We start from the raw sequence: 23816 nt of genomic DNA, 5'->3' as shown, positions 1-23816 counted from the left end.
GTGGACGTGGCACAGCTTCGGATAGCGCTCGCACAGGTGAACCCGACGGTCGGCGACCTGGACGGCAACGCCGACCTGATCGTCGAGTGGACGCGGCGCGCCGCCGGGGCGGGCGCGCACGTGGTGGTCTTCCCCGAGATGATGCTCACCGGCTATCCGGTCGAGGATCTGGCGCTGCGCCAGTCGTTCGTGGACGCGTCGCGGCGCGCGCTCGGCCGCACCGCCCGCCGGCTCGCCGACGAGGGCCTCGGCCACCTGCCCGTCGTCACCGGCTACCTGGACCGCACGGACGCCCCCGTGCGCGCCGGGCAGCCCCTGCCCTCGTCGTACAACGCCGTGGCGTGGCTGCACGAGGGCGGCGTGCTGGCCCGGTCCGCCAAGCACCACCTGCCCAACTACGGCGTCTTCGACGAGTACCGCTACTTCGCGCGTGGCGACCGGCTGCCGGTCGTCCGCCTGCACGGGGTGGACGTCGCCACCGTCATCTGCGAGGACCTGTGGCAGGACGGCGGCCCGGTCGGCGTCACCCGCGCCGCCCGCGCGGGCCTGCTGCTGGTCGTCAACGCCTCCCCCTACGAGCGCAGCAAGGACGACGTGCGGCTCGACCTGTGCGCCCGGCGCGCCCGGGAGGCGGGCTGCTGCCTGGCGTACGTCAACATGGTCGGCGGCCAGGACGAGCTGGTGTTCGACGGCGACTCGGTGATCGTCGGCGCCGACGGCGGCCTGCTGGCGCGCGCCCCGCAGTTCGCCGAGCACCTGCTGGTGACCGACCTGGACCTGCCCGAGGCCGACCCGTCCGTGGGCGCCGGCAGCCGGCCGGTGGACGCCGGCGACGGCACCACCATCACCGTCGAGCGGCGGATCCTGTCCGGGACGCCCGTGCCCGCCTACGAGGCGGCCCCGCCGGAGTGCGCCGAGCCGCTGGACGACCTGGGCGAGGTGTACGCGGCGCTGGTGCTCGGCACGCGCGACTACGTCCGCAAGAACGGCTTCCGCTCGGTGATCCTCGGGCTGTCCGGCGGCATCGACTCGGCCCTGGTCGCCACGATCGCCGCCGACGCGATCGGCGCGGACAACGTGCACGTGGTGCTGCTGCCCAGCCGCTACTCCTCCGAGCACTCGGTCAGCGACGCCGAGGAGCTGGTCAAGCGGCAGGGCCTGAACTCGCGGATCGTGCCGATCCGCGGCATGGTCGACGCGTTCGAGGCCGAGCTGGACCTGCACGGGCTGGCCGCCGAGAACCTGCAGGCCCGCATCCGCGCCAACGTGTGGATGGGGCTGTCCAACGAGTCCGGCCACCTGGTGCTGACCGGCGGCAACAAGAGCGAGCTGGCCACCGGCTACTCCACCCTGTACGGCGACTCCGCGGGCGGCTTCGGCCCGATCAAGGACGTCACCAAGACGATGGTGTGGGAGCTGGCGCGCTGGCGCAACACCCGCGTCGGCCAGGGCTCGCCGTTCTGGCGGGCGCTGGACGCCGAGCCGATCCCCGAGGAGATCATCCTCAAGGAGCCGTCGGCCGAGCTGCGCCCCGGCCAGCGCGACATCGACTCGCTGCCCCCCTACGACATCCTGGACCCGCTGCTGGTCGACTACGTGGAGCACGACCTCGGCCGCGACGCCCTGGTCGCCGCGGGCCACGACCCCGAGCTGGTGGAACGGGTGATCCGGCTGGTGGACCTGGCCGAGTACAAGCGGCGCCAGTACCCGCCCGGCCCCAAGATCACCCCGAAGAACTTCGGCCGGGACCGCCGCCTGCCCATCACCAACCGCTGGCGCGAACCCTCCGGCCAGTGACCCCCGGGGATTCCAGGGGGTCGCCCCCTGGGTTCACTCCTTGTGGTGGTTCTCGCCGGGCCAGGTGTCGACGGTCTCGGACGGGTCCGGGTCGACGCCGGGGACGATCTGCTCGCACCACACGACCTTGCCCGCGGCGGTGCGGCGGGAGCCCCAGCGGTGCGCGAGCTGGCTGACCACCAGCAGTCCGCGTCCGTTCTCGTCGTCGTCGGCGGCGTGCCGCAGGCGCGGCAGCGCGGCGGACCGGTCCATCACCTCCAGCACCAGGGTGCGCTCCAGCAGCAGTCGCAGCTCGATCGGGCCGCCGCTGCGGGCGTACCGCAGCGCGTTGGTGATCAGCTCGGACGCGAGCAGCTCGGTGGTGTAGGACAGCTCGTCCAGGTCCCAGTCCGCGAGCCTGCGGCGCACCAGGCCGCGGGCGCGGCGCACGGCGGCCGGGTCGTGCGGCAGGGTCCAGGAGGCGTACCGCTCCTGCGGCAGGCGCCGCAGCCGGGCGATCAGCACGGCGATGTCGTCGCGGTGGTGGTCGGCGTACACGCCCGCCAGCGTCGCCTTGGCGAGATCCTCCATGGGACGCTCCACGGTGCCGGGACCGAACACGCCGCGCAGCCGGGCCAGGCCGTCGTCGATGTCGGTGCCGCGGTTCTCCACCAGGCCGTCGGTGTAGATGACGAAGACGCTGCCGTCCTCGACGGTGAACTCGCGGCTCTCGATGGTGGCGCCGCCGGACACCCCGAGCGGCGGGGCGGGCGGCACCTTGAGGTACTCGCCGCTGCCGTCGGGGCGCGCCAGCAGCGGCGGCAGGTGCCCGGCCGAGGCGATCTCGATCGTGCCGGTGGTGGCGTCGTACACCGCGTACACGCAGGTGGCGAAGTGCGGCTCCTGCTCGCCGAGCTCGATCATCAGCTCGTGCATGACGTGCAGCGCGTCGGCGGGCGGAAGTTCCAGGTTGGCCAGCGTGTGCAGGGCGGTGCGCAGCCGTCCCATGGTGACGGCGGCCCGCACGCCGTGCCCGGCCACGTCCCCGACGATCAGCGCGACCCGCGCCCCGGGCAGCGCGATCGACTCGTACCAGTCGCCGCCGACCTCGACGAGCTTGCTGCCGGGCAGGTAGCGGTGGCGCACCTCGACCGACGAGGGCGCCGACAGCCGGTTGGGCAGCAGCGAGCGCTGCAGCGCCAGCGCGGTGGCGCGCTCGCGGCTGTAGCGGCGCGCGTTGTCGATGACGATGGCGGCGCGGGAGGCGAACTCCATGCCGATCTCGACGTCGTAGGCGTCGAAGCGGCGGAACCCGGGGACGCGGGTGCAGGCGATGAAGCCCAGCAGGGTGTCGTGGGCCACCAGCGGCAGCAGCACCATCGACACGCCGGTGAGCAGATCGCCCGCCGGGCCGCGCCGCCAGCGCCGCGCGATGTCGCCGGCGATCTCGGCGTCCACCAGCGGCAGGTGCACCGGCCGCATGGTCTGCAGGACCTCCCGGTACGGGGTGCCCTCCGGATACACCAGGACCTCACCGACCGGGAAGGTCGCCGTCCACATCGGGTTCTCGTCATCGGAGGTGACGGCGATGCGGCGCAGCACGGCCGCGCCGGTCTCCTCGTGCACCTCGTCGGCGGCGACCAGGCTCTCCAGCACCAGCACCGAGGCGGTGGTGCAGTAGTGCGGGACGATCACGTCGACCAGCCCGCGGGCGGCCTGGTCAAGGTCGAGGGACGCGCCGAACCGGGCCAGCGGGTCGTCCATCAGCGCGCGGCGCATCAGCGCCGGGTCCTGGTAGCGCTCGCTGGGCGGCAGCGCCACCCGCACGAACAGCAGCCCGGCCGGGACGCCCGGCGAGTCGCCGCCGACCAGCGGCTGGGCGGTCACCACCGCGTCGGTGGTGGTGCCGTCGGCGCGCCGCATCGTCAGCGCCTTGCTGCGTTCGTGGCCGGTGGCCAGCCCCTCCAGCAGGATCTCCAGGTCGGCCTTGGCCTCGTCGACCACCAGTTCGGCGGCCGACCGCCCGATGACCTCGGCCGGAGCGTGGCCGAGGACGGACGCGGCGTTGGGCCCGCACTGCACGACGCGCCGCGCGGCGTCCACCCCGAGGACCAGGGTGCGCGACGCCGTGTCGGCGGCCGTCGCATCGCCTTGCGGTGCCATCACCGATCTCACCTGACGCGCTCCAGACAGCCGTCCGCCTACCACTCCCGAGCGCCAGTATGGAGCATCGGACGGGACGGAGGGGAGAAGATCACGCTTACCGCGTCGAAAACGGACGCGGGCGCGGTCACGGCGCGCCCGCGTGCGCCTGTGCCGGGACACGTCAGGACGCGCCGGCGGCGATGCCGCGCAGCAGCGTGTCGACCACCGTCTCGGGGAAGTCGTCGGGCAGCGTCTCCATGGGGAACCGCCCGGCCAGCGCCCCGGTCAGCATGGTGACGGCGGCCTCCACGTCCACGTCGGGCCGCAGCTCGCCGGTGCGCACGCCGCGCCGCAGCACGTCCCGGATCACCTGGCGGCGCGGTTCGATGACGTCCTGCCGGTAGCGGGCGTACAGCTCGGGATGCTTCTCGGCGGCGCCGACCACGTTCCAGAAGCACCGGATCCGCTTGCGGCTGCGCTCGGAGCGCAGCACGCGGGCCAGCGCCAGCAGGTCCTCGCGGACCGAGGCGCCGGACGGCTCGGGCAGCGGGCCCTTCATGGTGGCCAGCGCCTGCACGATCAGCGCCTCCTTGTTGGGCCAGCGACGGTAGATCGTGGTCTTGCCGACGCCGGCGCGCGCGGCGACCGCCTCGATGGAGAGCCCGGCCACGCCGGACTCCTCGGCCAGCAGGTCGAGGGTGGCGTTGATGATCGCCTTCTCGGCGCGTTCGCTGCGCGGCCGCCCGGGCGCGCGGACGCCGTCGCGCGCGGCGGGGTCACCGGGCCCGGAGGCGCCGGTGCCAGGGGCACCGGCGCCGGGCTCAGCGGGGGTGGGATGCTGCGTCGTCTCGGTCATCGCTGGCCACGTTACTCATACCCCGGCATTACTCATACCTTGGCGGTCTCGCGCCGCCCGGGCGTCCCGGACGTCTCGGCGGGGACGGCCTCGCCGGCGTCCTGGGCGCGTCCGGGCATCCAGCGCAGCACCACCATGGAGGCGAGGAAGGCGACCGCCGCCGCCGCGATCGACGCGGTGTGCATGCCGTGCATGAACGCGGCGTTCGCCGGGTCGATCAGGCCCTCCCCGGCGGGGCCGAGCCGCGCCGCGACCGCGTGGGCGCCCTCGATGGACTGCCCTGCCGCCTCGCGGGCGCCCGCCGGCAGCGCGGCCAGCCGGTCGGCCAGGTCGCCGCGGTAGACGGAGGCGACCACCGAGCCGAGCACCGCCACGCCGAGCGCGACGGCGACCTGCCGGGCGGTGTTGTTGAGGGCCGATCCGGCGCCCGCCTTCTCCCGGGGCAGCGCCGACATGACCGACTCGGTCGCGGGCGGCATGACGTTGGCCATGCCCGCGCCCTGCAGGAAGAACACCACCCCGACGACCCACAGCGGGCTGTGCTCGTCGACGAACTGGTAGCCGACCAGGGCGGCGGTCACCAGCAGCAGGCCGACCGTGCACACCGCCTTGGCGCCGAAGCGGCGCACCATGGCGGCGCTGCGCGGCGAGAACATCAGCTGCGCGGCGGCGAACGGCAGGACCATCAGGCCGGACTGCAGCGGGGTCAGGCCGCGCACCGACTGCAGGTAGAAGTTGGCGAAGAAGAACACGCCCGCGGCGGCGAAGAAGCACAGCGCGATCGAGGCGACCGCCGCCGACAGCCGCGGGTCGCGGAACAGCCGCACGTCGAAGGCGGGGTGGTCGCTGCGGGCCTCGTGCCAGGCGAACAGCCCCAGCACGGCGGCGCCGCCGATGATCGGCGCCAGCGCGCCGGGCGTGAGCCACTCGCCGGTGTCGCCGCCGTGGATGATGCCGTACGACAGGGCGACCAGGCCGACGATGGACAGCAGCACGCCGACCGGGTCGAGCCGTCCCGGCAGCGGGTTGCGCGACTCGGGGACCAGCAGGGCGATCAGCGCGATCCCGGCGACGATGACGGGAACGTTGACGAAGAACACCGAGCCCCACCAGAAGTGGGCCAGCAGCAGGCCGCCGGTGACGGGGCCGATGGCGACGCCGAGGCCGACGGCGCCCGCCCAGATGCCGATGGCGCGGGCCCGTTCCTGGGGCTCGAAGACGTTGGTGATGATGGACAGGGTCTGCGGCATGACCGCGGCGCCGCCGAGGCCCATCAGGGCGCGGGCCCAGACGAGCTGGTCGGGGGTCTGGGCGTAGGCCGACAGCAGCGAGGCGATGCCGAAGATCACCATGCCGCCGATCAGGACGCGCTTGCGGCCGGCGCGGTCGCCGAGCACCCCGAAGGTGAACAGCAGGCCGGCGAACACCAGCGTGTAGGAGTTGATCGCCCACTCCAGCTGGCTCTGGGTGGCGCCCAGGCCCTCCTCGGGGTCGGCGATGGTCTTCAACGCGACGTTGAGGATGGTGTTGTCCAGCACCACCACCAGAAGGCTGACGGTGAGCACGGCGAGGATGTACCAGCGCCGGCGGTGAACTGACTGCGGATCCAACTCGCTCCTTAGCGCGGGAAGTCGTGGGCGCGGGAATGCGTCTGCGATACGTCTGCGTTTCGTAATGAGCGTACGCCTGAGGTGATCGATACGCAACGGTATCGTTTCGTAATCCAGGTCACCCGTCCCGCCGGGAATAGCGGTTCCGGTGGAATCTCGGGGCTACCCGAATCGTTTTGGCGGTGGAATCATCGGATCCGTCCGGGTACGCCACCGTGGCGCCTCGAGACTGGAGGTACATCGTGTCTTCGTCGTCCGCTGCCCAGCCCACCGCTCTGTACGGGGGTCAGGGAGACCGCCGGGTCACCGTCCGCGACATCGCCGCCGCCAAGCAGCGGCACGAGAAGTGGCCCATGCTCACCGCCTACGACGCGCTCACCGCGCGGGTCTTCGACGAGGCCGGGATCCCGGTGCTGCTCGTCGGCGACTCGGCCGCCATGGTGGTGTACGGGTACGACTCCACGATCCCGGTGACCGTGGACGACCTCGTCCCGCTGGCCGCCGCCGTCGTCCGCGGCTCCAAGCGCGCGATGGTGGTCGCCGACCTGCCGTTCGGCTCCTACCAGGCGGACGTGCCGGGGGCGCTGGCCGCAGCCACCCGCTTCCTGAAGGAGAGCGGCGTCCAGGCGGTCAAGGTGGAGGGCGGCCGCCGCATCCTGCCGCAGGTCGAGGCCATGGTCGCCGCCGGGATCCCGGTGATGGCGCACCTGGGCCTGACCCCGCAGTCGGTGAACGTCTTCGGCGGCTACCGGGTGCAGGGCCGCGGCCAGGCGGGCGAGGAGCTGATGGCCGACGCCAAGGCGCTGGAGGCGGCGGGCGCGTTCTCGGTGGTGCTGGAGTGCGTCCCCGAGGAGCTGGCCGCCCGCGTCACCGACTCGCTGTCCATCCCGACCATCGGCATCGGCGCCGGCGACCACACCGACGCGCAGGTGCTGGTCTGGCAGGACATGGCGGGGCTGACGCCGCGCACCGCCAAGTTCGTCAAGAAGTACGCCGACCTGCGGACGGTGCTCGGCGACGCGGCCCGCGCCTACGCCGAGGAGGTCGTCGGCGGCGTGTTCCCGGCCCCCGAGCACGCCTACCACTGATCATCCGCTGGTCCCCGGCTGATCACCGGCCGATCGTTCGCGTCCCGGCCGATCGTTCGCGTCCCGGCGGGGCGATCCGCACCAGGCGGGCCGCCCCGTCCGCGGGCACGGCGGGCCGGGGCGCCGCGGTGTCAGACGTCGGTGACGCGCAGGCCCGCGTGGGCCTTGTAGCGGCGGTTGATGGAGATCAGGTTGGCGGTGAACGCCTCGATCTGGTGGGCGTTGCGGAGCCGTCCGCCGTACACGCCGCGCATGCCCGGAATGCGTCCCGCCAGGGCCTGGACCAGGTCGGTGGCCTCCCGGTCGTCGCCGAGCACCAGCACGTCCAGCTGCATCTCGTCGACGTCGGGATCCAGCAGCAGCTTGGCCGACACGTGGTGGAACGCCGCCACCACCCGGCTGCCGGGCAGCACGGCGGCGGCCTGCTCGGCGGCGCTGCCCTCCTCGACCGGCAACGCGAAGGCACCGCGCTTGTCGAAGCCCAGCGGGTTGACGCAGTCGACGACGATCTTGCCGTCCAGCTCGGCGCGCAACGACTCCAGGGTGGCCTTGTGCCCGTCCCACGGCACCGCGACGATCACCAGGTCGGCCTCCCCGGCGGCGACCGGGTTCTCCGCGCCCCGCACCGGCAGGTCCGCGCCCAGGTCCGCGGCGGCGTCCCGGGCCCGGTCCGCCTTCCGCGACCCGATGATCACCTGGTGCCCGGCCAGCGCGAACCGGCGCGCCAGCCCCTTGCCCTGGTCGCCGGTGCCGCCCAGGATGCCGATGGACAGGCCGCTGACGTCGGGCAGGTCATAGGGAGTCTTCTGCTGCTCAGTCATGGGGCCGAGTCTGCCAGGTCGGTTCGCGCCGTGATCCTCCGGCATCCGGGAAACCCGGGGCCCGCGTGCGGTTTTGCGGCACCATGGAGGTCGTGGACGCCGAGCGGGTGACGATGTTGCGCGAGGTGCTGTCGGCGACGGGGTGGCTGGAGCGCACCGGTGAGCTCGGCCGGGCGGTGCGGGTGAGCGCGCGCACGCCCGGCGGGCTGCTGCTGGTGGGCACGCCCGGCGACGATCCCTGGCACCTGGCCGCTCATCTCGACGACGAGAGCAGGCTGAGCCGGCTGCCCGCCCTGTCCCCCACACTGGTGCGCTGGTCGCCCCCGCCGGACGCGCCCGCGCACCTGCGGGTGGGGCTGGACCGGCTGGAGGCGGCGCGGCGCGGCGAGACGCTGTTCGTGGTCGCCGAGCAGGACGCGCCGGTGCCGCTGCTGGAACGGGTCGACGACGCCCGCCGCACCGGCGCGACGATCCTCGCCCTGGAGGGCGGCGACCGGGAGCTGCGGGGGCTGGCGCACGAGGCCCTGACCGTCCCGCCGGGCGACGCGCTGCTGTCGTTCGACGGCGCCCAGCACCTGGTCAGCGCGGCGGCCGGGCAGGAACCGGCGCGGCGCCCGGCCGGCCTCGGGCTGCGCCGCCGCCTCGCCCGCCTGCTCGAAACGGTCAGCGGCCCGACCGTGGACTAGCCCGGCGCCGACGGCCGGAACCCGCCGGCGGCCGGCTAGTCGTCGTCGTCCTGACGGCGCCACGCCTCGTTGCGTTCGCGGGCCAGCTGGAGCGCTCCGGCCGCCGCCGACTCGGAGGGGTAGGGGCCCATGCGGTCCTTGCCGGCGCAGCCGGGGCCGTGTTCGACCTTCATGTGCTTCAGGCAGAACCACCAGTCGCCGTCGTCGCTCATCGCGTCCCTCCGCTCCCGCGCGACCGATCACGCGCGCGTCCTGAATCGTCCCCCGATCGCGCTGACTACACTCCCAGACATGACGACCCAACTGCTCCGGCCCGGCCGTGTCTCGCCCATGCGCAAGGTCCCCGCGCACATCCCGCGCCCGGAGTACGTGGGAAAGAAGCGTCCGAAGACCGGTGAGCCGGACGTCAAGACGCCCGAGACGATCGAGAAGATGCGGGTGGCCGGGCGGATCGCGGCGCAGGCGCTGGAGGAGGTCGGCCGGCACGTCCGTCCCGGGATCACCACCGACGAGCTGGACCGCATCGGGCACGAGTTCCTGCTCGACCACGGCGCCTACCCCTCCACGCTGGGCTACCGCGGGTTCCCCAAGTCGCTGTGCACCTCGATCAACGAGGTGATCTGCCACGGCATCCCCGACGACACCGTGCTGCGCGACGGCGACATCATCAACATCGACATCACCGCCTACATCGACGGCGTGCACGGCGACACCGACGCCACGTACCTGTGCGGCGAGGTCGACGAGGAGTCGCGGCTGCTGGTGGAGCGCACCCGCGAGGCGATGATGCGCGGCATCCGCGCGGTCGCGCCGGGCCGGGCCGTCAACGTGATCGGCCGGGTCATCGAGTCGTACGCCAAGCGGTTCGGGTACGGGGTGGTGCGCGACTTCACCGGGCACGGCATCGGCACGACGTTCCACTCCGGGCTGGTGATCCCGCACTACGACGACCCGGCGGCCACCACCGTGATCCAGCCGGGCATGACGTTCACCGTCGAGCCGATGCTGACGCTGGGCACCCACGACTACGACATCTGGAAGGACGGCTGGACGGTCGTCACCAAGGACCGCAAGCGCACCGCCCAGTTCGAGCACACCATCCTGGTGACCGAAGACGGCCACGAGATCCTGACCCTTCCCTGACCATTCCGCGCCCCCGGCCCCGGGTAAGAAAAGGGATCTAGAGCCACACAAGCCGCCAACCGGCTCGGGAGAGCAGCTCGATGAACGCCCCAGCGCCGTATCCGCCGCCTCGGGTCCCGTCCGACAGCATGCCGCCGGGCCGGGCCGCGCTGAGCGTGACGTGGGCGGCGCTGCCGTTCCTGAGCCTGGGCTACCTGACGCCGTTCACCTTCGCGGGGGCGGCGCTGTGGCGGCGCAACACCCACCTGGTGGTGGCCGCGCTGGTGTACGCGGCCGTCTTCGTGCTGCAGGTGGTGCTGCTGGGAGACGCCGGGGAGGGCGGCGCCGCCCGGCTCATGGGCGTGCTGACCTTCGTGCAGGCGATCGTGGGATGCGTGCACGCGTTCCTGGTGCGCCGCCGGGTGTTCGACCCGCACGGGCTGTCGGGGGTCGACAACGAGGCCGCCATCGAGCGGGTGCGGCGCTCCCGGGCGCTGCGGCAGAAGGCCCGCGAGCTGGCCGCCAGCGACCCGGGCCTGGCCCGCGAGCTGCGCATCGGCCGCCCCGACCTGCCGCGCGAGTACAACGACGGCGGGCTGATCGACGTCAATCACGCCCCGGCGGAGGTGCTGACGCAGCTTCCCGGCGTCACCCCCCAGCTGGCCGCCCGCATCGTCGAGGTGCGGGACGAGACCGGCGGGTTCATGTCCGCCGAGGAACTGTCGGCGCTGGCCGGGCTGCCCCCGGCGCTGACCGCCGACATGGCCGACCACGCCGTGTTCATCCGGTGACCCCGCCCCGCCGGATGACGGCCGCCGTCCGGTGATGCCGGCCGCGGCGGGGTAGACCGTCCTGCGTGGTGGCACGTAAGAAGAACACGGCACGCGACGGGGACGCCGACCGGCTCGCCGAGTACCGGAGCAAGCGCGACCCCCACAGGACCCCTGAGCCGGTACCGGGCGACGGGCCGGTCCCCCAGGGCGACGACGACACCTTCGTCGTCCAGGAGCACCACGCGCGGAGCCTGCACTGGGACCTGCGGCTGGAACGCGGCGGCGTACTGGTGTCGTGGGCGGTGCCCAAGGGCATCCCGGCCGACCCCGACACCAACCACCTGGCCGTGCACACCGAGGACCATCCGCTGGAGTACGCCACGTTCCACGGGGAGATCCCCAGGGGCGAGTACGGCGCCGGCACGATGACGATCTGGGACCGCGGCACGTACGAGACCGAGAAGTGGTCCGACCGCGAGGTCAAGGTGGTGCTGCACGGCACGCGCGTGTCCGGCCGGTACGTGCTGTTCCGCACCCGCGGCGAGAACTGGATGATCCACCGGATGGACCCACCCGCCGACCCCGACGCCGAGGCGCTGCCGGAGTCGCTGCGGCCGATGCGGGCCGCCGACCGCGCCCGGCTGCCGCGCGACCAGGACGCCTACGGCTTCGAGTTCGCCTGGGGCGGGCGGCGCCTGCTCGCCTACGTCGAGGGCGGCCGCACCCGCTTCACCGACGGGCAGGGCCGCGCGGTCGGCGGCCCGGCGGGCCTGGGCGGGCCGCTGGGCAGGGCGGTGGGCGCGCGTCCCGTCCTGCTCGACGGGGAACTGGCGTCGCTGGACGGCCGCGAGACCTACCTGATCTTCGATGTGCTGCACCTGGACGGCCGTCCGCTGCTGGACGAGCCGTACGAGCGGCGCCGCCGCGCGCTCGACGACCTGGGGCTGAACGGCCCGCGCTGGCAGACCGCGCCGTGGTTCCCCGGCGACGGTGACGCCGTGCTGGCCGCCGCCCGCGAGCAGGGCCTGCCGGGCGTCCTGGCCAAGCGCCTGGACGCCCCGTACGAGCCGGGCGAGCAGAACGACGCCTGGCGCCGCATCCCCGCCCGGTAGCGGCGGCGGGGAACCTTCCGGCCGATGATCGCATCGAAACGGACGAAGGCGGTCATCGGCGCGTCATCGCCGCCGGAACGCCGCGGCGGGCTAAAGTCCCGCCCGGGTGGCGAAACGGGCGGAAGGGCGGGAGAGCACGACATGATGGGGCAGACGCATGCCCTTTCGGGTGCGCTGGTGTGGCTCGGGGCGGTCCCCCTGCTCAGCCAGGACCGGCTGCTGGGCGAGCACGCGATCGCGCTGTCGCCCGCGCAGCTGCTGGCGGGCGCGGTGGTGTGCGCGGGCGCGGCGCTGCTGCCCGACATCGACCACCACAACGGCCGCATCGCCAACACCTACGGCCCCATCACCAAGGGCATGTGCAAGTGGATCGGCAAGATCGCCGGCGGGCACCGGCAGGCCACCCACTCGATCGTGTTCGCCGTCCTGATGGGCCTGGCGATGGACTGGCTGGCCACCGAGTTCGTGTACGGCTGGTGGGCGGCGCTGTTCGTCATCGTCGGCTTCGGGCTGCGCGGCATCGGCCTGGACTTCGAGGGCAAGGAGCCGCAGTCGGCGCTGGCCGACTGCGCGGTCGCGGCGCTGGCCGTCTATCTCATGCACGACCTGGACATGAGCTTCGTGGGCTTCGCCGTGGCGCTGGGCTGCCTGGCGCACGTGGCGGGCGACTGCCTGACGCCGCGCGGCTGCCCGGTGTTCTGGCCGATGACGTGGCGGGTGGAGATCCCGGTGATCCCGCGCACCGACGGCAAGGTGGAGCGCTGGGTGGTCATGCCGCTGCTGACCCTCGGCGTGGCGATCCTGACGATGCGGTCGGTCCTCGGCGAGATCACCACCCGCTGGCTCACCAGGGGCTGACGCGGCCCAGCGTGCCGCCCCGACCCGGCATCGGCCCTCATTTCACGGGCGCGTCACCTCATCGGCCCGTCATCGCGTGAGGTCGCGGAAGTCCGCGCATTGGAGGAGTTCCCACCCGCGGCCCGAGTCGTCCAGCACTCCGGTGACCACCACCACGTTGGTGCCCTCGACCGAGACCAGGCCCGTCAGGCGCACCCCGCTGACGCCCGGGATCGTCTCGGCGGTGCAGGCGACCTGGGCGAGGGCCAGACGGCTCCAGGAGGGCGCCTTGTCGCCCTTCGCCGGGCTGCCGCGGGTGACCACGTTGACGTGCAGCTCGGTGGAGTGCCGCTGCACGGTGACCGGCCCGTTCTGCATGGTGGCGGGCCGCAGCTCCAGCCGCGGCACGGCGTTGCGCAGCCCGCGGCGTTTCTCGGCCGGGGTGGGCTCACCGCCGAGCTGCGTCACGGCGTAGTAGGGGTGGCCGGGCAGTCCGGGACGCACCACCGGCACCAGGCGGTCGTGCCCGTCGACCAGGTACATCGTCACCCGCACGCTGCCGGCCAGGGTGAGGGGCTTCTCGCCCGACCTGACGACACCGGTCGGGCCGATGCCGCAGCCGGCGAGGACGAGCACGAGAGCCGCGGCCAGAGCCGCCGCGCGGGCGGGCCTCATGCCGGCACTCCCGGCAGCCAGAGGGTGAACACCGCTCCTCCTTCCGGGGCGTTGGACGCCTCCAGGGTTCCGCCGTGCAGCAGCGCGTTCTCCCGTGCGATCGACAGGCCGAGGCCGCTGCCCTCGCTGCGGGTGCGGGCCGCCTCCGCCTTGACGAACCGGTCGAACACCAGGGCCAGCAGGTCGCCGGGGATGCCCGGGCCGCAGTCGGTGACCACCAGCTCGACCCCGGACCGGCCCCCGCGGTCGGCGCGCCGCGTCCGCACCCGGACCGGCGGCGCGCCATGCCGCAGGGCGTTCCCCACCAGGTTGGCGACGATCACGTCGAAGCGGCGCGGGTCCAGGCGCGCCACCAGGTCCTGCGGTCCCTCCACCGCCACGTCGCCGGACCAGCCGCGCGCGTCCAGCGCCGCCGCCACCGCCTCGGCCACCACCACCTCGTCCAAGACCAGGGACGCCGTGCCCGAGTCGAACCGGCTGATCTCGATGAGGTTCTCCACCAGCACGCCGAGCCGCCGGGTCTCCTCGACGATGAGCCGGGTGGCGGTGTCGCCCGCCGCGGAGGACCCGCCCTCCTCCGACAGCACGTCCGTGACGGCGATCATCGAGGTGAGCGGCGTGCGCAGCTCGTGGGAGACGTCGGCCACGAAGCGGCGGGAGGCCGCCTCCATCGCGCGCAGCTCCGTCACGGTCCATTGCAGTGCCTCGGCGGTGCCGTTGAACGTGCGGGCGAGGTCGGCGAGCTCGTCGTTGCCGCGCACTTTCACCCGGGTGTCGAGGCGTCCTACGCCCAGATCTCGGGCCGCGCGGCCGAGGCTCCGCACGGGACGCAGCACGCCCCGGGCGGCCAGCAGCGCCAGGACCAGCGCCACCACCAGTGCCAGGGCGTCCGCGATCGCCACCGCGCGGGTGAAGGCGCGCAGGTCGGCCTCCTCCCGGGCCAGCGACACCGACACGAAGACGATCGGCGGCGTGGTGCGCTGCGGCTGGTCGATCGTGGTCACGTACCCGGTGGGGTGGGCGCCGATCAGCAGGTACGGGCGGCCCTGGTGGATCACTCGCCGGAACACCAGGCCGCGCGTGGCGGCGCGCGCGAACTCGCGGGTGACCGGGACGTGCAGATGCCGGTGCTGGACCGGGGGCAGCCACATGTCGCGGTCCAGCGGAAGCGGGGCCGCGTACACCTTGACGCGGCCGTCCCGGCTGCTGAGCGCGGCGTCCAGGTCCCTCGCCAGCGTCTCGGCGGAGTCGGGCGGCAGCTCGGCGGGAATCGTGCGGGCGATGGTGTCGCGCACCTCGCCGAGCATCGCGTCCTGGGTGCGCTCCAGTATCGCGCGGCGCACCAGCACGTACGCCAGCCCCGACGCCAGCACCGACGACAGCAGCGCCACCGCGCAGAACGCCGCGACCAGCCGGAACCGCAGCCCGGTGAGCGTCGCGGGCAGGGCCCGCACGGCCCTCACCGCGGGTCGGGGCGGAAGCCGAAGCCGCGTACGAGGTGCGCCGCCGCATCCACCGAGACTCATGGCGGGCTGAACCGGTAGCCGAAGCCGCGGACGGTCTCGATGAGGCGCGGCTCGGCCGGCTCGTCCTCGATCTTGGCGCGGACGCGCTGGACGCAGGCGTCCACCAGCCGCGAGTCGCCCGGATAGGTGTGCTCCCACACCGCCGCCAGCAGGTGGCGGCGGGTCAGCGTCTGCCGGGGCCGCCGGGTCAGCTCCAGCAGCAGCCGCAGCTCGGTCGGGGTGAGCCGGACGTCCCGGCCGCCCCGGGTGACCTTCAGCGCGAGCCGGTCGATCACCAGGTCGCCGTAGGCGACGCGGTCGGCGGGGGCGTTCTCGGCGCGGCGCAGCACGGCGCGGATGCGGGCGTCCAGCACCCGCGGCTCGACCGGTTTGACCACGTAGTCGTCGGCGCCCGCCTCCAGGCCGAGCACCACGTCAAGGTCGTCGCCGCGCGCGGTGAGCAGGATGACCGGCAGGGTGTCGTCGCGGCGGATGCGTCGGCACACCTCGATGCCGTCCAGGCCGGGCAGCATCACGTCCAGCACGGCGATCTCCGGCCGGCGGGCCCGCAGCGTCTCCAGGCCCTCCTCGCCCGTCGCCCGGGACGTGACGCGGTGGCCCTGGCGGGTGAGCGCCAGTTCCAGCGCGGCCCGCGCCGAGGGGTCGTCCTCCACGAAGAGAATGCTCGCCACCGGGCCATTATCGGCGGAACCGCGATCTTGGCCCCGGAATGTCACGGAACCCGGACATTCCACGGACGGGATCATGACGGCGCGCCGGAACGGTCGAACGCATGACCGTGATGATCGATCGTGCCCGGACGGTGCCCGGCGAGACCGCGCTCGTCCCGCGGCGACGCCGCCGGTCCTGGCCGGTGTGGGCGCTGGTGCTGGGATGGGCCCTGCAGGTGTGCGTGCGCCTGTGGTTCGCCCGGGCGCGGGTGGGGCCCGTCGCCGACCCCGACGAGTCGGGCTACCTGACGGCCGCGCGGTGGCTGGCGGGCGGGCCCGGCGGCGACCTGTCCGGCAACACCTTCTACCAGGGCGGCTACCCGCTGCTGCTGACTCCCGCCTTCCGGCTCGCGCATGATCCGGCGACCGTCTACACGCTGGTGATGGTGATCAACGCGCTGGTGGGGGCGGCGCTGTTCCCACTGGGCTACATGCTGCTGCGCCGGCTCGGGCTGGACGTGCGGACCGCGCTGCCGTCGGCGTGGGCGGGGGCGCTGCTGCCGGGGGTGACGTTCTTCGGCGCGTTCGTGCTGGCGGACGCGCTCCTGCCCATGGTGGTGCTGGCCTGGCTGCTGTCGCTCGACCGGTTCGTACGTTACGGGAGCGCGTACGCGGCGGCCGGTGCGAGCCTGCTCGCCTGCTACGGGCACACGGTGCATTCGCGTGGCTCTGTACTGGTCGCCGTGCACGTCGCGGTGCTCGGGGTCCTCCTTTGGCGCCGGGGCACGCGGCGGCCGCTCGCCGTCGGCGCGGCGGCCACGGCGGCGGGTTACGCGGCCGCGTCGCTCTTCAACGACATGGTGCGTTCGGCCCTGTACCCCGGCGGTGTACGGGACCTGGCGGGCAACGTGGAAGGCCGGATCACCACGCTGGAGGGGCAGGCATGGGCCGTCTCCGGCGCGGTCGGTCAGCTGTGGTACCTCGTCGTGGGCACGTGGGGGCTGGCAGGGGTCGGCCTGACGGTGGTGCTGGTGACCTTGGCGCGCCGCCGCACCGGCGCCGAAACGCGGATCATGGCGGGAACTCTCCTGGCGACCACGCTCGGGATCGCCTACGCCTCGTCCGCCGCGCTGCCCGACGAGCATCGCGTCGGCAACTTCGCCTACGGCCGCTATCTGACGTGCGTCGCGCTCGTCTATGCGCTCATCGGCGTGACCGCCGTCCTACGGCTGTCCCTCGCCCACGGTGCGCGTGCGGTGGCGGGGGCCACGGCCGTGGTGGGCGTGACGGGCCTGTGGGTGTCGGGGTACGCAGGAGAGCGGCTGCGCACTCACTCCTTCATCGGGTTCGACTTTCCCGAGACGTCGTTCCTGACGTTGGACCGGGGCGCTTTCCATCTGTGGGAAGCGTCGCTGGCCGCGCTCGGTCTGCTCCTGGGGTTCTCGGTGCTGGGACGTGGCCGGGCGCCGGTCCTGGGAGTGGGACTGCTCGCGGTGAACGTCGCCGCCATGACGTACATCATGGGGCCGAACCCTCAGCGCCCCGCCCTGCCGCCCCCGTTCCCCGGCGGCAGGACCGGCGGTGTCGCCCTGGACACGGCCATCTCCTGGCAGGTGCGGACCAAACTCCTGTTCCCGGTGTCGTGGACGCGGATGAGCAGCATCGACACCCGCACCCAGCAACCCGCCCGGGGTGTGTGCACGGTGGTCGTGAACCACCCCGAGGGGACTCCCGCCGACGCCACCTGGCCCGGCCATCCCGCCGGTTGGCGCCCCTATCCGGGACGCGCCTGGACGGCCGGATGGGTGGCCTGGCGCGGTCCCGGATGTCAGCCCTAGAAGCGGGTGACGAGGGCGATGCGGTCGTGGTCGATGAGGAAGCCGTCGGAGACGAACGTGACCTCGCCCCCGTACTCGAGCGTCGTCTCGATGACGTTGTCGACCACGTCGTCCACGACGCCCGCGCCGCGCAGCACACCGGGCAGGCCCTCGAACGGGACCAGTTCCTCGCCGGTGCGCACGGCGGGGGCGTAGTAGCCGCGCTCGACGATCAGGTGCTCGCCGCGTCCGTCCTCGACCAGGCGCATCACGTCGTCCAGCCCGGAGGCGTAGCGGTGCAGGCGGCGCGCGGCCTCCAGTTCGGCCAGCACCGCCACCTCGCGCAGGTCCTCGTAGGCGTCCAGCACCGGACGCGCCAGCCGCACCAGCGTGCTCGGCGGCGTGGTCTCGTGGCTGCCGTCGATGCGGCCCGCCACCGTCACCCGCGCCCCGGCCAGCTCGTCGAACAGCGCCTGCTGCCGGATGACGCCCGCGACCACCACGGGACGGCGGTCGCGGGCCAGCACGGCCTCCAGCCGGGTCACGACCTCGCGCAGGTACTGGCGGTGGCGCTCGTCGCCGTGGTGCAGGCCGCGCGGCGACTGGCGCCCGGCGCGCTCCTCGTCGACCGGCTCGGGCGCCGCCGGGAACCCGTGGCGGACGACCTCGGTCAGCTCGCCGCCGCGCCCGTCCCACAGCCGCGTCTCGTGGTCCGACAGCACCAGCAGCCAGTACCGGGACGTGCGGGTGTAGGCGGCGACCAGGTCGCGGGTGGCGAAGGTGGTGTCGACGATCACGCGCTGGTCCACCGGCTGGTCGACGGCGAAGGCGTGGTGCTCGCCGCCCGGCGCCGCGAACAGCGCCAGGCCCTCGGCGTGGGCCGGGTCGGCCCCGGCGGCGGCCCGTTCCAGGCCGCGCATCACCTCGTCGGCGACCTCGGGCTCGACCCGCGGGTCGGCGCGCAACCGCCGCCGTGCCTCGGCGAGCAGGTTGCGCAGGCGGATGGGGTCCTGGCGGCGGCGCGGCGCGCGGCGCTCGGTCGGCATCAGCACCGAGACGGCCGGGTAGGCGCGCGGTTTGCGCAGCTCGGAGAGTGTGGCGGCGTCCATGATCCCCCGATCGGATGTCCGTTTCTCATTTCTAACGAAAGCCGAGTAAACGATGCGTAAGACCTTGTCGAGGATCGCCACCGGCTCGTGTCCGGCGCGCCCCGGGCACCCGCCGGTACGGGGGTCGAGACCCCCTGGGTGGGGACAATCGCGGACATGAGGTTCCTCCACGCAGGTGCCCGGGCGGGCGCCGCCGTGCTGGCGGGCGTCCTGCTGCTGGGCGGGTGCACGGGCGGCGACGACGGCTCCACCGAGGCGCGGCGCGCGGCGGACACGGCCTCCGTCGCGGTCGGGCCCGCGGCGTCGTCGCTGGAGCAGCAGTTCGAGCGGGTGGTCGCCAAGGTGCTCCCGTCGGTGGTGCAGATCCGCACCGACCAGGGCCTGGGGTCCGGCGTCGTGTTCGACGGCCACGGGAACATCGTCACCAACGCGCACGTCGTCGCGGGCGCGCAGAAGATCGAGGTCATCGCCGCCAGCGGCAGCCGGCCGCTGCCCGCCACGCTGGTGGGCGAGTACGCCTCCGACGACCTGGCCGTGGTGCGGGTCGACGGCGCCGGGCTGCGGCCCGCCGCCTTCGGCGACTCCGCCAAGCTGCGGACCGGGCAGATCGTGCTGGCCATGGGCAACCCGCTGGGGCTGTCCGGCAGCGTCACCAACGGGATCGTCTCCGCGCTGGGCCGCACCGTGACCACCAGGCGCGAGGGCGCGTTCCCCGGCGCGACCATCGTCAACGCCATCCAGACCAGCGCGCCGATCAACCCCGGCAACAGCGGCGGCGCCCTGGTCACGCTGAACGGCGAGGTGATCGGCATCCCCACCGCCGCCGCGTCCGACCCGCAGATCGGCGGGACGGCCGTCGGCATCGGGTTCGCCACCCCGAGCGGCACGGTCAGGTCGATCGTCCCGCAGCTGATCAAGGAGGGGCGGGTGCGCCGGTCCGGCCGGGCCGCGCTGGGCGTGACGATCCAGACGGTCATCAACGGCGACGATCCGCAGCAGACGGCCGTGGGCGTGGTGGAGGTGACCCCCGACGGCCCGGCCCAGAAGGCGGGCATCCGCCCCGGCGACCTGATCCTCGCGGTGAACGGCGCGTCCACGCCCAACATCAGCGTGCTGGCCGAGGTGCTGGCCACGCTGCATCCGGGCGACACCGTCCCGGTGCGGGTCCAGACCCCGGAGGGCGCCGACCGCACCGTCAAGGTGACGCTCGGGCAGCACTGAGGTCGGAGGTCTGGGAGTCACCCCCAGTAGGACTGGTCGGGCCCCTATTCGAGGGCGGCGGCGGTGGCGGCGCGGAGACGGGAGCGGACGCCGGGGTCGTAGGCGGCGTCGTGCGCGCGGGAGCGGCGGGCGCCGTCGAAGAACTCGCCGGTGACGTCGGGCGGGGCGTCGATCAGCTGCAGCACCGCCTCGCCGCCGTCCTCGACGGTGCTCCACGGCGCGACGCCCGCGTCGCGCACCATGTCGGTGTCCATGTAGGTGGCGGGATGGATGCAGTTGACCGCGATCCGGTCGGCGCGCAGCTCGTCGGCCAGATCGAAGCTCCAGGCGGCCAGCGCCAGCTTGCTGCGGCAGTACGCCATTGTGCCGCTGTAGCGGCGGGCCATGGTCAGGTCGGCGAAGTCGATCTCCTCCTGGCCGAGCGAGCCCTCGTTGACCACGCGGGCGGGCGCGGCGGCCCGCAGCCGCGGCAGCAGCAGCCGGGTCAGCAGCACCGGGGCCAGGTAGTTGACGGCGAACCGCAGCTCGTGCCCGTCGCGGGTCAGGGTGCGGCCCTCCGGGCGGCCGCTGCCCACCCCGGCGTTGTTGACCAGCACGTCCAGCCGGTCGTGGTCGGCGGCCACCCGTCCGGCCAGGTCGCGCACCTCGGCCAGCGACGCCAGGTCCGCCACGTAGGGCCGCACTCGCCCGGGCGCGCCGTCCAGCTCCTTGACCAGGGCGTCCAGCTTGGCCGCGTCGCGGCCGTGCGCCAGGACGGTCTCGCCCCGCCCGGCCAGACGCCGCGTCAGGTAGCGGCCCACGCCCGCCGTCGCCCCGGTGATCAGGATGGTGGCCATCGTCGTCCTCCCGTCGGTGCCGGAAGCCCATCCTGGGCCGCGCCGTCCCCCGCGAGCCAGGTCCCGCCGGACCCAGGACCGCCGTCACCCGCCGTACAGCACCAGCCGCGCCCGGGCGTAGTCGACGGTGATCACGCCGAAGCGGCGCAGCTCGTCCGAGCCGAGCAGGCCCGCCACGCGGTCGTCGCCGACGTCGGTGACGACCAGCGACCGCCCGTGCAGCGGCCGCCCGCCGACCCGCCAGTCGCCGACCCGCACCAGCGGCGCGACCGTGCTGCCGCCCACGCCGCGCACGCGGGCGCTCTCCCCCGTGTCGGGCAGGCCGATCCGGTCCACCAGGCGCCGGTCCACCGAGGAGGAGGACGCACCGGTGTCCAGGATGAAGTCATAGGGGCCGTACCCGTTGACGGTGACGGGGACGAGCACGATGGTCGCGCCGTCCCGGGTGAGGATCCGCAGCGGCACGGTGGTGGCCTGCGGCGTGGGGCGGACGGCGGGGCGCAGGTCGGTGGCCTGTGTGGACCGGGCCGCCGGGACGACCCGTGCGTTCTCCACGCACGCCGGCGCCCCCGCGACCACCGCGCCCACGATCACCGGCGCGACCACCGACGCGATCCGCTGCCTCCACATCCGTGCCCCCCGTCCCCGACAATCGGGATGAGCGCGGACGTTCCCGGATAACCCTCGATCTAACTTCCGCCGGGCCGGGGACGCGGCCGCCGGACGGCTGGATCCCGGCGTGGCCGCGCCCCGGTTCCGGCGTCACCTGAGCTGCTCGATCACCGGGGCGAAGGCGTCGACGAAGGGGGCGTGCACCACGACGTAGGTGAAGCCGTAGCGCTCACGGCGTTCCCGCAGTTGCTCGGCCATCTGCTCGACGGTGCCGAACAGCACGAAGGGGCAGTCCAGCACCTGCTCGGGAGTGAGGTGGGGCACCAGCTCGGCGGCGACCCGTTCGGCGAAGGCGCGCCGGTCCGGGGTGATCTCCACATGCTGGATCAGGACGTTCAGCTCCAGCTCGGCGAAGCGGTCGCCGGCCCGTTCCCGCACGAACCGCACGCGGTCGTCGGCCTGCTCGGCGCTGCCGAGCAGGAACGTGCCGGGCGGCCGCCCCGGCGCCTGGTACGCCCCGGCGACGCCGACGATGTCGGCGTGCCGGACGGCCTGCTCCAGGACGCGGTCGCCGGTGCCGCCGATCAGCAGCGGCGGGCCGAACCCGCCGAAGCCGCTCTTCTGCACCGGCGCGAGCGCCGTCAGGTCGTGGGCCGCCTCGCGGTCGGCGCGTTCGGCGTAGCCCGGCTCGGCGAACAGGCCGCGCAGCTCGTCCACCAGGGCTGCCATGCGGTCCACCCGGGCGCCGAACGGCTCCCAGGGGATGCGCGCGGCGTCGAACTCCCACTTCATGTGGCCCGCGCCGAGGCCCAGCTCGACCCGCCCGCCGGTGAGCCGGTCGGCCGTGGCGACCTCCCGCGCCAGCAGGTGGGCGTTCCAGAACGCCGCGTTCAGCACCAGGCCGCCGACGCGCAGCCGCTCGGTGGCGTCCGCGGCGGCGACCATGGTGGGGAACGGCGCCGGGCCGCCGAGATGGTCGGGCACCAGGGCGATGTCGTACCCCTGGGCCTCGGCCTCACGGCACCGCCGCACGAACGAGGCCCGGTCCGCCACGTCGAAGAAGTTGAACCCGAATCGGAAGTCGCGCATGGCGATCACCCCACCACATCGGGCCGTGAAATGTACAGAACGTACGCTCAGGGCCGAACTCGGGGGGTCGTTCACACGCGGGGATTCAGCCGGGGGTGATGAAGCCGGTCTCGTAGGCGAAGATCACCGCCTGGGTGCGGTCGCGCGCGCCCAGCTTGGCCAGCACGTTGCCGACGTGGGTCTTGACCGTCTGCGGGCTGACGTACAGCTCGGCCGCGATCTCCGCGTTGGTCATGCCCTTGGCCATCAGCCGCAGCACCCCGGCCTCGCGCTCGGTGAGCCGGTCGTGCCAGCGCGCGCCGGCCGCCCCGGCCCCGCCCGCGCCGCCGTGCCGGGCGGCCAGCGCGCGGATCTTGGCGGGGAATAGCAGGCTGTCGCCGTGCGCCACGGTCCGCACCGCCCGCAGGATCTCCTCGGGGCGGGCGCGCTTGAGCAGGAAACCGCTGGCGCCCACCCGCAGCGCGTCGTAGACGTACTCGTCGTTCTCGAACGTGGTGACCACGATGATCCGGGGCGGCTCGGGCACCGTCTCCAGGATCCGGCGGGTGGCCTGGATGCCGTCCAGCTTGGGCATCCGCACGTCCATGAGGATCAGGTCGGGGCGCAGCCGGGCCACCGCGTCGGGCACGTCGGCGCCGTCCGCCGCCTCGCCGACCACCGTCAGGTCGGGTTCGGCCCCGATGATGGCGGCCAGGCCCACCCGGACCAGCCGCTCGTCGTCCACCAGCAGCACCCTGGTCGGCGCGTCCGGCACCGCCGGCTCCGAGATCGTCATGACGCCGCCTCCGGCAGGCCGGACACGGCGCCCGCGCCGACCGGCAGGCGGACCCGCAGGCACCAGCGGCCGTCGTCCGGCCCGGCGGACATCCGGCCGCGCAGCACGGTGACGCGCTCGCGCACCCCGTCCAGCCCGCGCCCGCCGCCGTGGTCGCGGCCGGACGCCGGCCCGCCCAGCGGATTGGTCATCAGCACCTCCAGGTGTTCGTCCCGCAGCGTCACGCGCAGCCGCACCGGCACCTTGCCCGCGTGCCGCAGCGCGTTGGTCAGCCCCTCCTGGACGATCCGGTACGCCTCCCGCGACACCGCGGCGGGCACGCGCGCCACGTCCGCGTCCACCGCGGCGTCCAGTTTCACGCCCGCCAGCCGGGTCTGCTCCAGCAGCCGGTCCAGGTCGTCGAGCGTGGGCTGCGGCGCGGCGCCGCGGGAGCCGTCCTCGCGCAGCAGGCCGAGCACGTGGTCCAGGTCCTCCAGCGCGGCCCGCGCCGACTCCTCGATCGCGCCGAGGGCCTCGCGGGCGAAGGCGGGGTCGGCGTCCAGCACCCGCCGCGCGGCGCCCGCCTGCAGCGTCACCACGCTCAGCGCGTGCCCGACCGAGTCGTGCAGCTCGCGGGCGAGCCGGTTGCGCTCGGCCAGCCGCCGCGCGCGGGCCTGCACGGCGGCCAGCCGCTCGGCGGG

Annotated in this window: 23 protein-coding genes; 9 read left to right on the top strand and 14 right to left on the bottom strand. The window is 73.9% G+C overall.

Annotated elements, in window-relative coordinates; all coding sequences use genetic code 11:
- Positions 1 to 6 precede the first annotated feature (6 nt).
- Positions 7 to 1797, top strand: a complete 1791-nt coding sequence (locus tag ABD811_RS36455) for an NAD+ synthase (RefSeq protein ID WP_344956896.1) — start codon at positions 7 to 9, stop codon at positions 1795 to 1797.
- Positions 1798 to 1830: 33 nt separating this feature from the next.
- Here the strand turns inward: ABD811_RS36455 and ABD811_RS36450 are convergent, their stop codons facing one another.
- The 3 genes from ABD811_RS36450 to ABD811_RS36440 all read right to left on the bottom strand — a co-directional run bounded on the left by ABD811_RS36450 (position 1831) and on the right by ABD811_RS36440 (position 6387).
- Positions 1831 to 3939 (bottom strand): SpoIIE family protein phosphatase, encoded by a 2109-nt coding sequence (locus ABD811_RS36450; RefSeq protein ID WP_344956979.1) that lies wholly within the window; start codon positions 3937 to 3939, stop codon positions 1831 to 1833.
- A gap of 163 nt (positions 3940 to 4102) precedes the next feature.
- Positions 4103 to 4777, bottom strand: coding sequence for a TetR/AcrR family transcriptional regulator (locus tag ABD811_RS36445; protein WP_344956894.1), 675 nt, complete (start codon positions 4775 to 4777; stop codon positions 4103 to 4105).
- 32 nt (positions 4778 to 4809) lie between these two features.
- Positions 4810 to 6387, bottom strand: a complete 1578-nt coding sequence (locus ABD811_RS36440) for an MFS transporter (protein WP_344956892.1) — start codon at positions 6385 to 6387, stop codon at positions 4810 to 4812.
- A gap of 242 nt (positions 6388 to 6629) precedes the next feature.
- Here ABD811_RS36440 and panB point away from each other — a divergent pair, with 242 nt between their 5' ends.
- On the top strand, positions 6630 to 7475 hold the full coding sequence (gene panB / locus ABD811_RS36435; RefSeq protein WP_344956890.1) for a 3-methyl-2-oxobutanoate hydroxymethyltransferase: 846 nt from the start codon (positions 6630 to 6632) through the stop codon (positions 7473 to 7475).
- 131 nt (positions 7476 to 7606) lie between these two features.
- On the opposite strand, the gene npdG is transcribed toward panB, so the two are convergent.
- Entirely contained in the window at positions 7607 to 8296 is a 690-nt protein-coding gene (gene npdG / locus ABD811_RS36430; protein WP_344956888.1) for an NADPH-dependent F420 reductase, read from the bottom strand.
- A gap of 83 nt (positions 8297 to 8379) precedes the next feature.
- Between npdG and ABD811_RS36425 the strand changes: the two genes are divergently transcribed.
- The gene (locus ABD811_RS36425) at positions 8380 to 8982 is read left to right on the top strand and encodes a hypothetical protein (RefSeq protein ID WP_425549499.1); all 603 of its coding nucleotides are present in this window, start codon (positions 8380 to 8382) and stop codon (positions 8980 to 8982) included.
- Positions 8983 to 9017: 35 nt separating this feature from the next.
- Here the strand turns inward: ABD811_RS36425 and ABD811_RS36420 are convergent, their stop codons facing one another.
- The gene (locus ABD811_RS36420; protein ID WP_344956885.1) at positions 9018 to 9194 is read right to left on the bottom strand and encodes a hypothetical protein; all 177 of its coding nucleotides are present in this window, start codon (positions 9192 to 9194) and stop codon (positions 9018 to 9020) included.
- 79 nt (positions 9195 to 9273) lie between these two features.
- Here ABD811_RS36420 and map point away from each other — a divergent pair, with 79 nt between their 5' ends.
- The 4 genes from map to ABD811_RS36400 all read left to right on the top strand — a co-directional run bounded on the left by map (position 9274) and on the right by ABD811_RS36400 (position 12847).
- Entirely contained in the window at positions 9274 to 10125 is an 852-nt protein-coding gene (map, locus tag ABD811_RS36415) for a type I methionyl aminopeptidase (protein ID WP_344956883.1), read from the top strand.
- Positions 10126 to 10205: 80 nt separating this feature from the next.
- The gene (locus tag ABD811_RS36410; protein ID WP_344956881.1) at positions 10206 to 10895 is read left to right on the top strand and encodes a ComEA family DNA-binding protein; all 690 of its coding nucleotides are present in this window, start codon (positions 10206 to 10208) and stop codon (positions 10893 to 10895) included.
- A gap of 68 nt (positions 10896 to 10963) precedes the next feature.
- A complete protein-coding gene (locus ABD811_RS36405; RefSeq protein WP_344956879.1) occupies positions 10964 to 11989 on the top strand; it encodes a DNA polymerase ligase N-terminal domain-containing protein in 1026 nt (341 codons plus the stop codon).
- A gap of 141 nt (positions 11990 to 12130) precedes the next feature.
- Complete coding sequence (locus ABD811_RS36400; RefSeq protein ID WP_344956877.1) at positions 12131 to 12847, top strand: metal-dependent hydrolase; 717 nt, start codon at positions 12131 to 12133, stop codon at positions 12845 to 12847.
- A 69-nt stretch (positions 12848 to 12916) separates the two neighbouring features.
- Here ABD811_RS36400 and ABD811_RS36395 read toward each other — a convergent pair whose 3' ends face one another.
- The 3 genes from ABD811_RS36395 to ABD811_RS36385 form a co-directional block, all read right to left on the bottom strand.
- Complete coding sequence (locus tag ABD811_RS36395) at positions 12917 to 13501, bottom strand: hypothetical protein (RefSeq protein WP_344956875.1); 585 nt, start codon at positions 13499 to 13501, stop codon at positions 12917 to 12919.
- Positions 13498 to 14955 (bottom strand): ATP-binding protein, encoded by a 1458-nt coding sequence (locus ABD811_RS36390; RefSeq protein ID WP_344956873.1) that lies wholly within the window; start codon positions 14953 to 14955, stop codon positions 13498 to 13500. The genes ABD811_RS36395 and ABD811_RS36390 overlap by 4 nt, the downstream gene beginning before the upstream one ends.
- A 68-nt stretch (positions 14956 to 15023) precedes the next feature.
- Positions 15024 to 15698: a response regulator gene (locus tag ABD811_RS36385; RefSeq protein WP_344956871.1), complete on the bottom strand. Its 675-nt coding sequence runs from the start codon at positions 15696 to 15698 to the stop codon at positions 15024 to 15026.
- Positions 15699 to 15799: 101 nt separating this feature from the next.
- Between ABD811_RS36385 and ABD811_RS36380 the strand changes: the two genes are divergently transcribed.
- Positions 15800 to 17515, top strand: coding sequence for a hypothetical protein (locus ABD811_RS36380; RefSeq protein WP_344956869.1), 1716 nt, complete (start codon positions 15800 to 15802; stop codon positions 17513 to 17515).
- Here the strand turns inward: ABD811_RS36380 and ABD811_RS36375 are convergent.
- Positions 17512 to 18603 carry a baeRF3 domain-containing protein gene (locus tag ABD811_RS36375; protein ID WP_344956867.1) on the bottom strand — a complete coding sequence of 364 codons (1092 nt, stop codon included), beginning with the start codon at positions 18601 to 18603 and terminating at the stop codon, positions 17512 to 17514. The genes ABD811_RS36380 and ABD811_RS36375 overlap by 4 nt on opposite strands.
- 156 nt (positions 18604 to 18759) lie before the next feature.
- Between ABD811_RS36375 and ABD811_RS36370 the strand changes: the two genes are divergently transcribed.
- Positions 18760 to 19824 carry a S1C family serine protease gene (locus ABD811_RS36370; protein WP_344956865.1) on the top strand — a complete coding sequence of 355 codons (1065 nt, stop codon included), beginning with the start codon at positions 18760 to 18762 and terminating at the stop codon, positions 19822 to 19824.
- A 44-nt stretch (positions 19825 to 19868) separates the two neighbouring features.
- On the opposite strand, the gene ABD811_RS36365 is transcribed toward ABD811_RS36370, so the two are convergent.
- The 5 genes from ABD811_RS36365 to ABD811_RS36345 all read right to left on the bottom strand — a co-directional run.
- On the bottom strand, positions 19869 to 20660 hold the full coding sequence (locus ABD811_RS36365) for an SDR family NAD(P)-dependent oxidoreductase (RefSeq protein ID WP_344956863.1): 792 nt from the start codon (positions 20658 to 20660) through the stop codon (positions 19869 to 19871).
- An 84-nt stretch (positions 20661 to 20744) separates the two neighbouring features.
- Entirely contained in the window at positions 20745 to 21290 is a 546-nt protein-coding gene (locus ABD811_RS36360) for a retropepsin-like aspartic protease (protein WP_344956861.1), read from the bottom strand.
- A gap of 132 nt (positions 21291 to 21422) precedes the next feature.
- Positions 21423 to 22361, bottom strand: coding sequence for a TIGR03621 family F420-dependent LLM class oxidoreductase (locus tag ABD811_RS36355; protein ID WP_344956859.1), 939 nt, complete (start codon positions 22359 to 22361; stop codon positions 21423 to 21425).
- Positions 22362 to 22446: 85 nt separating this feature from the next.
- On the bottom strand, positions 22447 to 23136 hold the full coding sequence (locus ABD811_RS36350) for a response regulator transcription factor (RefSeq protein WP_344956857.1): 690 nt from the start codon (positions 23134 to 23136) through the stop codon (positions 22447 to 22449).
- A partial coding sequence (locus ABD811_RS36345) for a sensor histidine kinase (protein WP_344956855.1) occupies positions 23133 to 23816 on the bottom strand: 684 nt, incomplete at its 5' end. The genes ABD811_RS36345 and ABD811_RS36350, both read right to left, overlap by 4 nt.

This window comes from Actinomadura miaoliensis (assembly GCF_039536785.1).
Lineage (GTDB): Bacteria > Actinomycetota > Actinomycetes > Streptosporangiales > Streptosporangiaceae > Spirillospora > Spirillospora miaoliensis.
Note: the sequence above shows the minus strand (reverse complement) of the source record. Positions and strands in the feature narration are given on the sequence as shown.

What these genes read in the sequence shown, in the direction of transcription:
- ABD811_RS36450 (WP_344956979.1), bottom strand. Translation starts at nt 3,939, where the DNA reads ATGGCACCGCAAGGCGATGCGACGGCCGCCGACACGGCGTCGCGCACC.
- ABD811_RS36445 (WP_344956894.1), bottom strand. Translation starts at nt 4,777, where the DNA reads ATGACCGAGACGACGCAGCATCCCACCCCCGCTGAGCCCGGCGCCGGT.
- npdG (WP_344956888.1), bottom strand. Translation starts at nt 8,296, where the DNA reads ATGACTGAGCAGCAGAAGACTCCCTATGACCTGCCCGACGTCAGCGGC.
- ABD811_RS36425 (WP_425549499.1), top strand. Translation starts at nt 8,380, where the DNA reads ATGGAGGTCGTGGACGCCGAGCGGGTGACGATGTTGCGCGAGGTGCTG.
- ABD811_RS36420 (WP_344956885.1), bottom strand. Translation starts at nt 9,194, where the DNA reads ATGAGCGACGACGGCGACTGGTGGTTCTGCCTGAAGCACATGAAGGTC.
- map (WP_344956883.1), top strand. Translation starts at nt 9,274, where the DNA reads ATGACGACCCAACTGCTCCGGCCCGGCCGTGTCTCGCCCATGCGCAAG.
- ABD811_RS36410 (WP_344956881.1), top strand. Translation starts at nt 10,206, where the DNA reads ATGAACGCCCCAGCGCCGTATCCGCCGCCTCGGGTCCCGTCCGACAGC.
- ABD811_RS36400 (WP_344956877.1), top strand. Translation starts at nt 12,131, where the DNA reads ATGATGGGGCAGACGCATGCCCTTTCGGGTGCGCTGGTGTGGCTCGGG.
- ABD811_RS36395 (WP_344956875.1), bottom strand. Translation starts at nt 13,501, where the DNA reads ATGAGGCCCGCCCGCGCGGCGGCTCTGGCCGCGGCTCTCGTGCTCGTC.
- ABD811_RS36380 (WP_344956869.1), top strand. Translation starts at nt 15,800, where the DNA reads ATGACCGTGATGATCGATCGTGCCCGGACGGTGCCCGGCGAGACCGCG.
- ABD811_RS36375 (WP_344956867.1), bottom strand. Translation starts at nt 18,603, where the DNA reads ATGGACGCCGCCACACTCTCCGAGCTGCGCAAACCGCGCGCCTACCCG.
- ABD811_RS36370 (WP_344956865.1), top strand. Translation starts at nt 18,760, where the DNA reads ATGAGGTTCCTCCACGCAGGTGCCCGGGCGGGCGCCGCCGTGCTGGCG.
- ABD811_RS36365 (WP_344956863.1), bottom strand. Translation starts at nt 20,660, where the DNA reads ATGGCCACCATCCTGATCACCGGGGCGACGGCGGGCGTGGGCCGCTAC.
- ABD811_RS36360 (WP_344956861.1), bottom strand. Translation starts at nt 21,290, where the DNA reads ATGTGGAGGCAGCGGATCGCGTCGGTGGTCGCGCCGGTGATCGTGGGC.
- ABD811_RS36355 (WP_344956859.1), bottom strand. Translation starts at nt 22,361, where the DNA reads ATGCGCGACTTCCGATTCGGGTTCAACTTCTTCGACGTGGCGGACCGG.
- ABD811_RS36350 (WP_344956857.1), bottom strand. Translation starts at nt 23,136, where the DNA reads ATGACGATCTCGGAGCCGGCGGTGCCGGACGCGCCGACCAGGGTGCTG.